This is a genomic window from Rhizobium sp. X9 (assembly GCF_018873185.1).
Classification (GTDB): Bacteria; Pseudomonadota; Alphaproteobacteria; order Rhizobiales; family Rhizobiaceae; genus Agrobacterium; species Agrobacterium oryzihabitans.
In genome coordinates this window covers 1-14,677 of the sequence record NZ_CP071312.1, presented here as the reverse complement: position 1 = coordinate 14,677, position 14,677 = coordinate 1, and the positions used below count along the sequence as shown (strand labels likewise).

Below are 14,677 nucleotides of genomic sequence, written 5' to 3'. Positions count from 1 at the left end.
ATGCATTCGGAAAAACGCGGACGCGAATTTTACATACTCGCCTTCTTTTTCGCCCTCTTCGTGCTGTTCCTTTACGGCCCGCTGTCAGCAATCCTCATCCTTGCCTTTCAGGGGCCGAATGGCGGACTGACCTTTCCGCTGAACAGTGTTTCGCTGCACTGGTTCGCCAATCTTTTCGAACAGCAGGCGGTCGGTGATTTCGGCGGCTCGTTCCGCCGCTCCTTCGGGCTTGGGCTGATGGTCATGATCGTCACCGTCATCGTTTCGCTTCTGGCAGGCCTTGCCTTCCGGCGAAAATTCATCGGCGCGACGCCTTTGTTTTATCTTTCGGTTGCCAGCCTCGTGGTGCCGTCGATTATAATATCACTTGGCATTGGTGTTCTTTTCCAGCAGCTTGGGCTTGAACCCTCATGGTATACATCAGCTTTTGGCGCGCATCTCACCTGGACGCTGCCATTTGGGGTGCTCATCATGCTGGCCGTGTTCAACCGCTTCTCGCCATCCTATGAGGAGGCAGCCCGTGACCTTGGCGCATCCTCCTGGCAGACCTTTGCCCATGTGGTGCTGCCGATGATCGCGCCGAGCCTGATCGGCGTCGGCCTGTTCGGTTTCACGCTCTCCTATGACGAGTTCGCCCGCACGCTGATGACGGCGGGCACCTACAATACCCTGCCGCTGGAAATTTACGGCATGACCACCAATGTCACGACGCCGGTGCTTTATGCGCTTGGCGCCGTCACGACCCTGTTTTCCTTCCTGGTGATTGCGGGCACGCTCGGCCTGATCGTCACCCTGAACCGCCGCCATTTGCGTGGATGAAAAAACACACCATGCGCATCCTCGTCATCAATCCGAACACGACGCAATCCATGACCGAGACGATCGCCGATGCGGCGGTGCGTGTATCCAATCCGGGAACGGAAATCCTGGCCGTCACCTCATCCATGGGGCCTGTCTCCATCGAGGGATATTATGACGAGGTTTTCGCCGTACCCGGCCTGCTCCTGGAGATTGCAAAGGCTCCGGCGCTCGGTGCGGATGCCGCCATCATTGCCTGTTTCGATGATACGGGGCTCGATGCGGCCCGTGCACTTGCCGATATACCGGTCATCGGCATTTGCGAGGCGGCGGTTTCCGCCACCGCCTTCATCGCACAAAGGTTCACCATCGTGACAACGATGGAACGCTCACGACTGCCGCTCGAACACCTCGTCCATCGTTACGGCATGTCTTCCCGCTGCAATGTCCGTGCCGCCGATATTCCGGTCCTGTCATTGGAAGAGCCCGGCTCGAATGCCCGCGAAAGGCTGCGCGAAGAGATTTCGCTGGCGCTGAAGAATGACCGCGCGGAGGCGATCGTGCTCGGCTGTGCCGGCATGGCCGACCTTACCGCCGAATTGCGCAGCGAATTCGGCGTGCCCGTCATCGATGGCGTCGCCGCCGCCGTCAAGCAGGCGGAAGCGCTGGTGGCAATGGGGCTTTCGACGGCCAAACGCGGCGCTTATGCCACGCCGGTCCTCAAGCCCTATCGCGGATTGCTGGAAACATTCCAGCCGGACAGAATGGTTGCTTCCTCAGGGAGCCATGGAGACCGTCAAGGTTTGGAACTCGCCGACCATAAAACAACGAAGGCGAGCTGATAGGCCAGATCGCGTTGCACATTTCGCAATGTCTGATCGCCCAGAACTATTCTGGAGCCGTTTCTCCGCAGGAAATTCAGTCGCTCTGCCCTCGCCAGCAGCGCCGTGACGTGGGCGCGGCTGATACCGTAGGCGCGTGCTGCCGCCTTGCGGGAAAACTCGCAGCCCGTTGCATCAAATGCGCTGGTTTTGGTGGCAAATACAAGGTCCAGCAGGATGGGGAACCCGGGCGCGTGCCCCATAAACATCCGTGTTTCCTCCGAGACCGGATGCAGTTCGTCCGTGTGCCTCAAAAGCCAGCTCACCCCCTCGATAAGGGCGCTTGCTCCGGCCGCCATCATCCCGGGCGTCTCTGCCTTATGTTCGACCCAGGGGGAGGCTGCCGCGAGATAGGCCGTAGCCAGCGTCTGCACCGCGAGAACCAGCCAGCCATTCAACGACCATGGGCGCTCGCGGTTATCGTGGCTCGGCGGATGCCGCTGTGCCGTGCCCTCAAGCTCAAGCCAGTCGATCAACGCCCGTGTCCTGCGGCTGGAGATCCACCCTCTCGGGACGACGATCGCCTGAACCGCGGCCAGTGTGAACTGTCCGCCATGGATAGACCCCAGCCCGAGAGCGCACACAACGGTGGCGAATGCGCCGAAATCGCCGATCGCACGAACAAGGCGTCGTTCCCGCTGAAACACGATTGATATCTGCGCGCAAAGGTGGGTGACCGCCTCATCAAAAGCCTCGTCGTTCAGAATCCGGTTCGCAAGTGGGGTCAACCTCTCGAGAAGCATGTCCGGCGGCGGCCGAACGGAATTCCCCTGCGGGAGCGGTTTTGAAACTTGCGAAATCTCTCTTCGAGATGCCTTTCTCCCGTAGGCTTCTAGGTCGTCACTACTTTATGGCGAAATACAAGGCGTGAGTTTCATGCGCCGGCTACGCCCATTCATTGAAGGCGGGACAGCCCAGAATTTGCGGTCATGGGGATATGTGCAATTTGTTGCACTCCCCCGCCGTCTCATTGAACGGTATTAAAAAATACTCTCATAAATTGAATGTTAAAGGGCGCGTTAAAATATGTGTTCTTTTGAAACGGTTTATGAAAGTCGCGCTAACGAGAATGTTATCGCCTGTTTTTATTGCCTATTTTTATATGTCCATGGATGCGAAATCTTTCGTTGGGTATCTGGAAACACAATCTTTGATGGTTGTTTTTTTGGGGCTTGACGAAGTTGCAGAGGATGCATCCGGGGCCAGCTGACATCCAGATGTTTCTACCGGGTTCATGGCGCGGTCGGCAGCGATGCCGAGCGGCCACCGGCTTCGCAATGCCTTTTTATCCACCCCCCCAATTCTCCAAGGAGGATGAAGCGATGCAACTTCGACATGTTATTTTTGCCGGCCTCGTCGCAATCGCGGCGCAGTTCGATTTGCCGGCGATGCGCTATGTGGCACCTGCCGATGCGGCCACCCTGTCTGCCGAGCAGCTGGCCGTCTTTCAATCGAAACTGGAGCAGGCGGAAGCAAGCCGGGAGCTGCTCGGCCGTCGATCCGTGTGCCTGATGGAGCATCTGACGGCGCAGCAGCAGCTCAGCGCCGACCGCGAAAAGGCGCTGGGGCAGGCCAAGTATCTGCAGATCGAGCTGGAACGGCAGGTGGTGCAGTCCGAAAGCAGCGTGAAGGGCTACGAGGATCTCGTTCGATCAGAGAGCGAGAACGTCAGGGCGCGTCAGGCCACCTTCGAAAAAGCCCGAAGGGAAAGGGACGAGCAGGCCAAGAGAGTAAGAATATGCAGCGGGGTCCTCTTCTTCCTGCCGGGTATTTGCCAGGCCGGTGACGCCGCGGTGAAGGCGTTTGGCTGGATGAACGACGCGGAGAGGGACTACCGCACCGCGCTGCCGCGGCTGGACAATGCCCGGTCGGCTCTTGAAGGCGTTCGCAACCAGCTCGATAACAATCGCCGCCAGCTTGCGGCGGCAAAGCAGAGCCACGCGGAAAACGAGAATGCGGTGAAAACTCTGGAAGAGCAGATCACCCGGCTCAAAGCGGCGATTTCCACCATCAATGTCAAGGTGCAGGACTTCAACACTCAGGTCGGCAACTTCACCAATGCTCTCAAGGAAGCGCGCGAGGTCAATCCTGACGACGCGAAAATACGTCAGGTCAACCGGCTGTCCGCCGAGATCGACGGCCTGACTAACGACGTGCCGCAGTTCATTTCCTCCACCGAGGCCGGACTGCCTGATGACGCGAAGAAGCAGTGCGGATCGTAAACGATCAACCCCATGACTCTCCATAACCACCCATCAACAGGAGCATGAAAATGAACAATGTCGTTAATCTCGAAAGCCGGGAAGCCAAACTGAACAGCGCGATCGACGCCGATGTCGAGGCGATCGTGTCGAAGCCGGAATTCAGCCTTCCCAAAGCGGATACGGCGCTCGTCCGGTATTATGTCGACAAGATCCAGGGAACCTATGATGTCGAGCGCGCCAAGCGCGACACCGACAATGCGATCGACCTGCTCTACATCGCCTACAACACCACGCCGCAGGAAGAAGGCAAAATCCGCGGCCGCATCAGCGCCATCATGGACAGCCTGATAAAGGCGCAGCAGAACAGTGAAATCACCATGAGGCATGCGATGGATATTGCCAATCGCGTCCGCATTTCAGTCGACGATCTCTTCCCGGAGTGGCTGGACGTCCGCGAGGGAAATGACCAAAGCGAGATCAAGGCCTTCGTCTCCAACGATTTGATCAAGCTCGCGAAAAGCATCCGCGACAAGGCGTTGGACGTGCGGGACGATCTCCTTAAGGTCGCCTCCACCTATGACGACATCATCAAGGCAACGGCGCAGATCACCGATGCCAGCGAAATGGTGTTGAGCAAGCGTCTGGAAGACAAGGCGACGATGGAGCGGGAGATCCGCGAGGCCGACGCGCGTCGTCAGCAGCTTGAAGCGCTTGTGAATGATCTGAAGGCGCAGGTTGCGGAGTTCGAAAAGAAGGCCCGCGAATATGAAAAGCGGGCCAATACGGCCGAGGAGCGTGCTTTTATCATGTCAATCGTCCGGGTCGGCGCACAGATGATTTCAAGCGCCATCCCCGCAATCGCCATGGTGGCGGGCGGGCCGGCCTCCATGCTGGCCTCTTCGGTCGGCGGCGCGCTTCAAGGACAGTCCAGGGGTGGCCAGGATGCCGACGGGCAGGGGCAGGGCGGCGGCTCGCGCACACCGACAACCGGCGGCGGAAAGGCGGATGGGGCAGCTACCCAGAGCAAGCTTTCCGAGCAGAAGGCAGAACTGCGCAAGAGCGAGGAAAAACGCGATAGCTTGAAGACGGACATCAAATCGCTGGAGGACAGCAGGTCGGCGCTGGCGAAAGACGCCGACGGCGCTGACCCGAAATCGAGCAAGGCCGTGGAACTTGCCGAACTCGATAAACGCCTGACCGCCCGCGCCGCGGAACTGAAAGCGCAGGAGGAAAAGATTGCAGGTCAGCAGACCCTGATTTCCAGCCTGCAGGCTTCACTCGACGCGCTCGACAAGGGGCTCGGCAAGCTCACCGACGAGCAGCAGCAACAGGCCGCAAGCCTGCGCGACATGCAGATGAAGATGATCGACAAGGCGGAAGCCTATGAGAACGAACGCCGCACCCAGGCCGCCGAACTCATAAAGATCAACGCTCTGCTCAAGGGGAAACAGGCCGAGGACGACAAGATCAAGCTTGCGGTCCAATCCCTCAATGTCAGCATCACGGCGCTGAAACGCATGAAGGAAATCATTGAGGAAATTGCCTTTTTCTTCAAAAGCTTCGCCGATTTCATGCAGGCCGTGGCCGACGATGCCGAGCACCAGATCAAGGCGATCGACAATGTGGCCGAACTGGAGGTCATCCGCAAGAACCGCCTCGCCCAGCTCGTCCGCTCCGTCAACGAGTTCTTCGTCAGGCAGACCGGCCAATGGTATGCGGTCGCGACCGTCAGCGACAGGTTCAACCGCAGCTTTGCGGATGGATGGTCGAAGCTCAACAAGCTGCAGGGGAAATATCTCACCGGCACTGATCTCACGAACTATATGGCGGAAGCCTCGGAAAAGGTCTCGGCCATCGTCGCCGAACGCGAGGCCGCGGCGGACGCAAAAATCGCGTCGCTGCAGGCCTATCGCCAGGATCTGAGCAAAACCGGCTGATCCTGTTCGCGACTGCATTTCCTGTCCCGGCCGGGCAGGAAGCGTATCCGTGGTCTTAAGCGGTACTCGTCCCCTCCGGAAGATCACGGGCAGTGTCCTGCCGGCGCATATGCCGGCAGGACGGCCAGCCTCACCGAAACCTCAACACCCACCCTGTGAAACATCAAAGCGGGTATCCGGTCGCCATCGAAGCGCAATCCGTGCCCCGTCATTTTCAAGAAGGAGAAGACCATGCCAACAGTCAACAACCCTCCCGCCTTGATCGCCCAGGCAACCGCCGCCTGGTGCTTTGCCGCTGTCGAACAGATGGTACGGGCCTATTACGGGCTCGGCCCAGCCACACAATACGAGATTGCGCGGCGCAATACCGCAGCGCTCGCGACCGTCGATCCGCAGGTTCAGGAGCGCTGGGAGCTGGCGCAGGTTCTGGATCAATCCGCCAACATCAATGAACTGGGCGGCGCCAATCCGAACAGCAATATCGTCAAGCTGGTTTCCAGCCAGTGGAATGCCTTCGATCACACGACGACCGGCGGCCACTTTGTCGACGGCCTGACGGCCGATATCGCCAGACGCGAAATCGATAACAACCGCGTCTTCGTCATCGGCACGCATATCCATTACTACCTCGTCTATGGGTACACCGTGAATGGCAAGGATCTGGAGCTTCATATCCTCGATCCATGGCCGGCCGGACAGGGCGGCACCAGAACACGCATCGGCCTGCGGGAATTCCTGGAAATGCCCGCCCGCGTCGCCATCATCTTCGGCTAAGCGGCAAGCCGACCACCTTTCCATCTGTCGCCGGAGATATCCCGGCACCACCCAAATCAACCCACAAATCCCGCCAACCGACCCCGCACATAAATGTCCGGGAACAGGTGGCTCATGCTCAAAAGGAGATAAAAATGCCAATTCTCAGCAATTTCGTGGTCAAGCATATCCGGCCCTTCGGTGAAGCGGGCTACGATGCCTTCGGCAATGACCAGACCATCGAGTTCCTCTCAAGCCTTGGGCTCGATATGGACGATATCGCTGGTATCTTCGCCGCATGGCGCCGGGCGGCCCTGGCCGATCCCGTGGGTGAGAGCAATCTTCTCGTTGAGGCGGCAAATGCGCTGGCGCAGGCGCGATGGGAGAACCTCTATGAGACCGAGATGAGCACGGTGCTGTTCCTCGACGATGTTCAGCTTGAATCCCTCAGCCACCTCGCACCGGGGGCGAACCGGAACTTTTCGTGGCGATCCCCGACCCCCATCGCCGCCGCGGTGACCATTCACAGCGGCAGCAACAGGCATCACATCATCTGGGATGCCACGGGTTTCTCCGGCGGTACCGATGAAAATGGCTGGATTTCGCACTTCGCCGCATTATTACCGACCGAGCGATAGGCCCTTCGCCGGATAATTGCCAAAGACGCCGGAGAGTGAGCGTGACTTTCCGGCGTCGACCCAGCCAGCCCCTTCATATCCCTGTCGTAATAGTGTCTGATACCGAAATCATTTTGAGGCCGACAGTGTTGACGAACAGCCGTTGCACGCAGGGAGTTCTTTCTTGAAATCGTCAACACAGGCCATGCGCACGGAAGCGGACAGTCAAAAGCACGGCACGCCCGGCGAGGTTTTCACAACCTTCCTGAAACTCGGGGTCACCTCCTTCGGCGGTCCCATCGCCCATCTCGGTTATTTCCGCGATGAGCTGGTCGTTAGGCGCAAATGGATCGATGAGGCGGGTTATGCCGATCTCGTGGCGCTCTGCCAGTTTCTTCCCGGTCCTGCCTCCAGCCAGGTTGGTTTTGCGCTGGGGTTGCTGCGGGCAGGCCCGCTTGGCGCGCTGGCGGCGTGGACGGCGTTTACCCTGCCATCCGCCATCCTCCTCTTTTTCTTCGCCATGGTTGCCGCCTCCATTGAGGGGCCGGTCGGCACCGGCCTGTTGCATGGCCTGAAGATCGTTGCCGTCGCCGTTGTGGCGCAGGCGGTCTGGGGCATGGCGAAAAGCCTCGCCCCGGATCGTGAACGCGCCAGCATTGCGCTGGCAGGCGTCATCTGCGTCGTGTTTCTCGCCGGCGCCTTCGGCCAGATCCTCGCACTTGCCGTCGGGGCGATTGCCGGTCTCGCCTTTTGCCGCACGAATGCCACGCGTGAGGCCGCCCATCCCGCATTCCGGGTGCCAAAAAGCATCGGATATATCGCGCTCGCCACGTTCGCGCTTCTCCTGGCCCTCCTGCCGCTCTTCGCGGCAATGGCCGGGTCGCAAGGCCTGTCATTGTTCGATGCGTTTTATCGTGCCGGCGCGCTCGTCTTCGGTGGCGGCCATGTTGTGCTGCCCTTGCTGCAATCGGAAGTCGTCGCAACGGGCTGGGTCACGGAAGATGCATTTATTGCGGGTTATGGCGCAACCCAGGCCGTTCCCGGCCCGCTCTTCACCTTTGCGGCCTATCTCGGCGCGGTGGTGGGGCCGCAGCCGAACGGCATTGCGGGGGCAGCCATTTCCCTCATCGCGATTTTCCTGCCGGGTATGCTGCTGCTCGTCGGCGCGCTGCCCTTCTGGGAAGGGTTTCGCAGGCATCTTATGGCGCAGGCGGCCATGCGCGGGGCAAACGCCGCCGTCGTCGGCATTCTCGGCGCAGCACTTTATGATCCGGTGTGGACAAGCGCCATCTTCACCCAGAAGGATTTCGCGCTTGCGCTCATCGGTTTCATCCTGTTGACGGTGTGGAAAACGCCGCCATGGATCGTGGTTGTCATCTGCGCGATCGGCGGCGTTCTGCTCGCTTTTTCATAAGCCGTCCTGCGTCGGGTCAATATTGGCGAAGATCCAGTCGGAAAAGGCCTGCATGGCCGCCGTCTGCGGTTTTGATTGCAGCCGCGTCAGCCAGTAGCTGCCAAGCGATATGGTGATGGGAAAGGGCTGCACGATCTCCCCGGAGGAAAGATGCCGCGAAAACATCGAGGGCGGGGCGAGCGCCACGCCCAGCCCCTGCAAGGCGGCCTCCATCATGCCGAGCGAGGTGTCGAAAACGATCCCGGCGTTCACCTGAGCCACCGGTGCCACGCCAGCTGCCGCAAACCACGTGGCCCATTCGTCGGATCTGTAGCTGCGCAGCAGCGTTGCCTCCGCGAGATCGGCGGGTGATTTCAGCGTTTCCGCCAGTTTCGGCGTGCACAGGGGCGACAGGGGCGCCTCGAAAAGCCGGAAAGCATCCGTGCCGTGCCAGGAGCCCTGACCGAAGCGAATGGCAAAATCCAGCCCTTCGGCGGCCATATCCACCCGGTTGTTATTGGTGGAAACCCTGACATCGATGAATGGATGCTGCTTTTGAAATGCCTTCAGCCGCGGCAGCAGCCAGCCCACGGCAAAGGTTCCCACAACTCCCAGAAACAGCAGCTCGCGCACCTGTCCTGCCTCTATCCTGTCAAGCGTGGTCGCCATCTGGTCGAAGGAACTGGTGACCGTCGGCAGCAGGGCCTCGCCTTCGGCGGTGATTTTCAAACCTCTTGGAAGCCGCTGGAAAAGCGAAACCCCAAGCCGCTTTTCCAGCCCTTTCACCTGCTGGCTCACCGCCGCCTGCGTCACACACAGTTCGATGGCCGCGCGGGTGAAGCTGAGGTGCCGGGCTGAGGCCTCAAACGCCCTCAAGCCATTCAGGGGAAGAAATTGCCGAACCATTCGAGACCTAGATTTTATTATGTCTCCTCCGAGATATCATTGTCAATCGGCGTCGTAACGGGACCCCTTATCGGCTCCCAAAAGGGACCCCTGCCTCTAGTTGCATCGGGTCAGCGCGCGTAGGCCCGGGGCTCTCCATTTAGCGCAAGGGCCTGCGGGCGCGGGTTGTTTGTCTTTTCGGCTTTAGATCCCATGAGGAGTGAACAGCGGCCGCCGCTCTGGCAGAGTGAGGTTGCATCTAAACACTCGCTCAGGAGGAGCAGTTTATGGAACCTGCATCCATTCAACCGACCGCTGTCCGCATCGATCTTGGCGCAATTTTTGTGTCATTGGAACTGAGCCGATCGACCTGGTTGATCACTTCGTTGTCGCCAGGCAGCGGCGAGAAGATGTCGAAGCATGTAGTGGCCGGTGGCAATGTAGCCGAGTTGCTGGAACGATTTGAGCAGCTACAGCAGAAGGCGCGATTGAGAACAGGGAAATTATTTCCCATCGTAACGATCCAGGAGGCAGGATTGGACGGCTTCTGGATACACCGCGTGCTGGAGGCTCACGGCATCGAGAGTTACGTCGTCGACGCAGCTTCGATCGCGACTTCCCGTCGACGTCGGCGTGCTAAGACCGACAAGATCGATGGAGAGGCTCTGACGCGCACATTGCTCGCGTTCAAGCGCGGCGAGCCACGCGTATGTGCGATGGTCAGAGCGCCAGATCCGAGTGACGAAGATCGGCGTCGGATTTGCCGGGAACGCAAAGTTTTGATTGCTGAGCGGGTCAGGCATGTCAATCGCGTGAAGGGGCTACTCTTTACTCAAGGCGTCAGCGGCTATCAGCCGCTCCGTAAAGATCGCCGTCAGCGGCTGGAGGAGCTTCAGACTGGAGATGGGCGTGAGTTACCGAAACACTTGAAGGCTCAAATCAATCGGGAACTCGACCGTCTCGAGTTGCTGCTAGAGCAGATCGCTGCAGTGGAGAGCGAGCGTAATTCTCTTCTATCGATGGAGGACCAGCCAGCGGTTGAGGCAACCTCGCCCGCAGCGATGCTGCTGTCCTTGAAGGGTGTTGGCGCTGAATTTGCCGCCGTTCTTTGGACCGAAGCCCTGTCCCGGCATTTTGATAATAGGCGGCAGATTGCCGCCTATGCCGGTTTGACACCAACCCCATGGATGAGCGGGACCATCGACCACGAGCAGGGTGTCTCAAAGGCAGGGAACCCTCGGCTGCGCACTACGATGATCCAACTATCGTGGCTGTGGCTACGCAATCAGCCAGCATCAGCGCTCAGCCGTTGGTTTGTGGATCGGGTTCAGTCGAATGGTGGACGCTTAAAGAAAGCCGCGATAGTTGCCTTGGCGCGCAAACTCCTTATCGCACTGTGGAAATTTGTCACTGCGGGTGTTCTCATCGAGGGGGCTGTCATGAAGACCGCCTGACAACCAAAAAATTGCCGAACACACAATCTTCCAGGACTGATCACTCCTGGCGGATCCAGGTGAGCGAACCGCCTCGAAGTCGGGCTTCAAATGCCGCGCTTTAGATTGGTCCCGTTCTCCTGAGCCTTGCCGCTACGCAAGCGGGATAATGGTGCTGCCGGACAAAACGGCGACCGTATGTGAGTTTGAACCGGTGAAGGAAACGTGCCGCGTCAAGCAAGGTGGCTCAGACCATGGGTTCGATACGAAATCGAAGGGGCACGCTATGAAACGATGATTGATCTTGACGACGAAATCCTCATGTGAGCTTTGAGAGCGGTTTTTAAAGCGCCAGGATTCGTTCCCGGTTTCCACGATCTCGCAATGGTGGGTGAGCCTGTCGAGCAGAGCGGCGGTCATCTTGGCGTCGCCGAATACGGCCGGCCACTCGCCGAAGGCCAGGTTCGTCGTGACGATGATGGACGTCCGCTCGTAGAGCCTGCTGATGAGGTGGAAGAGGAGCTGGCCGCCCGCCTGGGCAAATGGGAGATAGCCCAGTTCGTCCATGATGACGAAGTCGAGCCTGGTGATGAAGTCGGCCAGCCGTCCCTGTTTGCCGCTACGTGCCTCCGTCTCGAGCCGATTGACGAGGTCGACGACGTTGAAGAAGCGGCCGCGTGCGCCATTGCGGATCAGAGCACGAGCAAGGGCGATGGACAGGTGAGACTTTCCCGTGCCGGTTCCGCCGACCAGAACGATATTGTGCTGCTCGGCGAGGAAGGCCCCGGTTGCGAGTTGGCGCACCAGGCCTTCGTTGACCGGCGTGTCGGTGAAGTCGAAGTCGTCGATGTCCTTGGCCAGCGGCAGTTTGGCGACGGTGATTTGGTATTTGATGGAGCGCGCTTGCTTCTCGGCGATCTCCGACTGAAGCAGGTCACCGACGATGCGCGGCGGTTCGTGCTGTCGCTTGATGCCGGAGGCCATGATCTCGTCATAGGCGCTACGCATGCCGAACAGCTTCAGCGTGCCCATCATGTCGAGGATTTGGGATCGTTCCATATCAGCTTGCCCTCCTCAGGCTGTCGTAACGGGCGCAGTCGGCCAGAGGCTCATGGGTCAGGCGAAGCGCATCGGGGATGGAAAGGATGGCGGCCGGCTGCGGATCACGCTTGCGGGCCAGAATGTTGATGATGACGGCGGCCGAGAACACGCCCTGATCGATCGCCTCCTGGCAGGCCGCTTCGACGGCGGGGAGCCCGTCCAGGCCCACGCATTCGAGGATCGACACCATCTGCCGGTCGCCGTCATGCATTGCCTTCAGCCGGCGGCGCACCTTCTCCATGGCGGCGGGCAAAACCCAGTCGTGGAACGGCGCACCGTTGCGCAGTGCTCCCGGTTTGCGGGTCAGGACCGGCACGTAATGCCAGGGATTATAGATCGTCTCGCCACGGCCGAAGCAGCGATCGTGTTGGCCGATTTCCACGCCATCCTGCCGGATGACGATGCGATCTGCATAGGCATGTATCTCGGCAGGGCGGCCGACTGCCGTAGACAGTACCGAGTATTTGTTGTTGTCGAAACGCACGAGGCAGGTCTTGCCGATCGAGGCCTGCACAGCGTGGAAGCCGTCGAATTTGCCGGGATAGCCGACCAGGTGCGGCCGCTCCGCATCGAACACCTCCCAGATCGTGCGCTCCGTCTGATCGACGTGCTTATGAGCGCGGGCGTAACTGATGCACTTGTCCAGCAACCAGCCATTCAGTTCATCGTAGGATTTGAAGCGCAGTCGCGGCGTGAAGAAGCGTTCGCGCACCAGATTGACCTGGTTCTCGACCTGGCCTTTCTCCCACCCCGACGCCGGCGTGCAGGCCACCGGTTCGATCAGGTAATGGCTGCACATCTGTAGGAAGCGGCGATTGTATTGCCGTTCCTTGCCGACGAAGACCGTCTCCACCGCGGTCTTCATATTATCATAGATGCCGCGCGTGCAGGCCCCGCCGAAGAAAGCGAACGCCCTGTCATGGGCGTCGAAGACCATCTCTTGCGTCTCGCGCGGATAGGCTCTCACATACATCATCCGGCTGTGGCAGAGCCGGATATGCGCAACCTTCACCGTCGTCGTCACGCCGTTCAGCACGACAATCTCGTGGCTCCAGTCGAACTGGTAGGCCTCGCCCGGCGCGTAATAGAGCGGCACATAGGCTTGCGCCGTCACGGACCCGCGCTCCTTCGCCCATGTTCGGGCGTAACGCCGGACTGTGTCGTAACCGCCCTCGTAGCCGAGGTCGCGCAAGTCCTCGAATATCCGGATCAGTGTCAGCCGTTCGCGAGAAGATTTGGCCTCATTGGCGAGGAGCATTCCATCGAGCTGACCGCGCCAGGGGCCGAGCTTCGGCTGAGGTTGACGGGTCCGTTCGTATTTGAACTCCGTCTCATCGGTGCGCAAAACCTTCCGCACCACTTTCCGCGATATGCCCAACTCCCGGCAGATCGCCTTGATCGACTTGCCCTGAACATGGGCTAGCCGCCGTATCTTCAGAATTGTTTCCACAATAAGCATCCGAACAAAAAGCCTCCGATGAAACCGGAGGCTGTTGTAACCCCATTGCAGATGGGGGTCCCGTTTGGACGCCGATCACCCCATGTGCGGGGTCCTTATTCCATGCCTAATCACAATCGAGTATCAAGTACTTCCGCAGAAGGCATAAATGATGCCGACGTAGAAATATTTTTGTTTAATGTAGTGGTTTCGACCTGCGTCTTGCGGCATGAAGGGCCCTTTATGTCCAACGGGGGTATAATTTTTTGTGTCTCGCTTGTTGTTTCGACTTATGGCAAGGACTTTTATTTCCCCGTTCATCCCCAGCCTGTTTGCCTGCTCTATACTGCACCTGTTCCGTGATGAACCGGGAGACATCCTGTTTTGAAGCTGAACCAGCGCCGGTTGTGAGAAAAGACGTCATTCTCATGTTCTGGTGTCTGTCAGGGAAAGTCCTCCGGCAATGACCAGAGGAGAGATGGGAGTGGGTTTGTGGTGGGCCTTTCTATTTCTCCGAACGCATTGGCTGAAGGGCAGTCTCTCTAACAGGCCTAAACCGCTGAAGCGGGGCACTGATAAGTGTCATTCATTCCCATAGGCGGCAATTTTTAGTGCCCCGTGAAATGCCCATTAAGCTGAAAGGCTGATGGAAAAAAGAGATGAAGCTCATAACGCAGTCGCAAACGCGTCGCGTGATAGGAAAGGTGTGTTTGATGGGTCTCTACGAGATGTACGTTCTTGCCGCTCGGGCGGATACTGCCTTGATGAGGAGAAAGCTGGCACGATCTCTTTATGCCAGGGCAAAGCTTCGAAATCGGCAGCTCAAGAAGCAATATTTACACAACCAAAAGGAGAATACGGATTCGTTGGCGGATATGAATAGGGTAGGCCAGCTGCGATCTGGAAGGCTCCCATAAACATATATTTATACGGTAACCAGCCCGGAAACATATAAAATATATGTTGCAATGAATTATATATGCACGGCTGAAGGCGGGCGAGAATCCGCTGATAAAATCGACTTTTATAGCCTGCAATTTGCGCGGATTGCGGGACTATTGCGCATAAATATATGAATTTTATGTTGAATTTGCTGTTTTGACCGGAAGATTGTTATGCGCGGAAACTATATGGCCGAGATGGATTTGATTGGAGTTGATTTCAGATTTGAGTGGCGATCGATCATAATAACAATATCATGATATTGTTATTATGATCGATCGCCACTCAAATCTGA

11 protein-coding genes and 1 pseudogene are annotated in these 14,677 nt (G+C 58.4%); 8 read left to right on the top strand and 4 right to left on the bottom strand.

Annotation, left to right across the window (positions count from 1 at the left end; genetic code table 11):
• The gene (locus tag JZY08_RS15205; RefSeq protein WP_216332287.1) at positions 1 to 819 is read left to right on the top strand and encodes an ABC transporter permease; all 819 of its coding nucleotides are present in this window, start codon (positions 1 to 3) and stop codon (positions 817 to 819) included.
• Between the two features lie 11 nt (positions 820 to 830).
• Positions 831 to 1,640: an aspartate/glutamate racemase family protein gene (locus JZY08_RS15200; protein WP_216333409.1), complete on the top strand. Its 810-nt coding sequence runs from the start codon at positions 831 to 833 to the stop codon at positions 1,638 to 1,640.
• Here the strand turns inward: JZY08_RS15200 and JZY08_RS15195 are convergent.
• The gene (locus JZY08_RS15195) at positions 1,595 to 2,326 is read right to left on the bottom strand and encodes a hypothetical protein (RefSeq protein WP_216332285.1); all 732 of its coding nucleotides are present in this window, start codon (positions 2,324 to 2,326) and stop codon (positions 1,595 to 1,597) included. The genes JZY08_RS15200 and JZY08_RS15195 overlap by 46 nt on opposite strands.
• Before the next feature lie 675 nt (positions 2,327 to 3,001).
• Here JZY08_RS15195 and JZY08_RS15190 point away from each other — a divergent pair.
• The 5 genes from JZY08_RS15190 to chrA all read left to right on the top strand — a co-directional run bounded on the left by JZY08_RS15190 (position 3,002) and on the right by chrA (position 8,604).
• Positions 3,002 to 3,901 (top strand): hypothetical protein, encoded by a 900-nt coding sequence (locus JZY08_RS15190; RefSeq protein WP_082185937.1) that lies wholly within the window; start codon positions 3,002 to 3,004, stop codon positions 3,899 to 3,901.
• A gap of 50 nt (positions 3,902 to 3,951) precedes the next feature.
• Positions 3,952 to 5,820 (top strand): tyrosyl-tRNA deacylase, encoded by a 1,869-nt coding sequence (locus tag JZY08_RS15185; protein WP_216332283.1) that lies wholly within the window; start codon positions 3,952 to 3,954, stop codon positions 5,818 to 5,820.
• 231 nt (positions 5,821 to 6,051) lie between these two features.
• The gene (locus JZY08_RS15180; RefSeq protein WP_216332282.1) at positions 6,052 to 6,594 is read left to right on the top strand and encodes a hypothetical protein; all 543 of its coding nucleotides are present in this window, start codon (positions 6,052 to 6,054) and stop codon (positions 6,592 to 6,594) included.
• 134 nt (positions 6,595 to 6,728) lie between these two features.
• Positions 6,729 to 7,211, top strand: coding sequence for a hypothetical protein (locus tag JZY08_RS15175; RefSeq protein ID WP_082186097.1), 483 nt, complete (start codon positions 6,729 to 6,731; stop codon positions 7,209 to 7,211).
• Between the two features lie 184 nt (positions 7,212 to 7,395).
• Positions 7,396 to 8,604, top strand: a complete 1,209-nt coding sequence (gene chrA, locus JZY08_RS15170; protein WP_216333407.1) for a chromate efflux transporter — start codon at positions 7,396 to 7,398, stop codon at positions 8,602 to 8,604.
• Here chrA and JZY08_RS15165 read toward each other — a convergent pair.
• Entirely contained in the window at positions 8,599 to 9,489 is an 891-nt protein-coding gene (locus JZY08_RS15165; protein ID WP_216332281.1) for a LysR family transcriptional regulator, read from the bottom strand. The two genes, chrA and JZY08_RS15165, sit on opposite strands and share 6 nt — an antisense overlap.
• A 266-nt stretch (positions 9,490 to 9,755) precedes the next feature.
• On the opposite strand from JZY08_RS15165, the gene JZY08_RS15160 reads away from it, so the two are divergent.
• Positions 9,756 to 10,922, top strand: a complete 1,167-nt coding sequence (locus JZY08_RS15160; RefSeq protein WP_072495381.1) for an IS110 family transposase — start codon at positions 9,756 to 9,758, stop codon at positions 10,920 to 10,922.
• 132 nt (positions 10,923 to 11,054) lie between these two features.
• On the opposite strand, the gene istB is transcribed toward JZY08_RS15160, so the two are convergent.
• On the bottom strand, positions 11,055 to 11,960 hold the full coding sequence (gene istB / locus JZY08_RS15155) for an IS21-like element helper ATPase IstB (protein WP_246669768.1): 906 nt from the start codon (positions 11,958 to 11,960) through the stop codon (positions 11,055 to 11,057).
• Positions 11,902 to 13,461 (bottom strand): annotated as a pseudogene (gene istA, locus JZY08_RS15150) (IS21 family transposase). The gene istB and the pseudogene istA overlap by 59 nt, the downstream one beginning before the upstream one ends.
• Positions 13,462 to 14,677 lie beyond the last annotated feature (1,216 nt).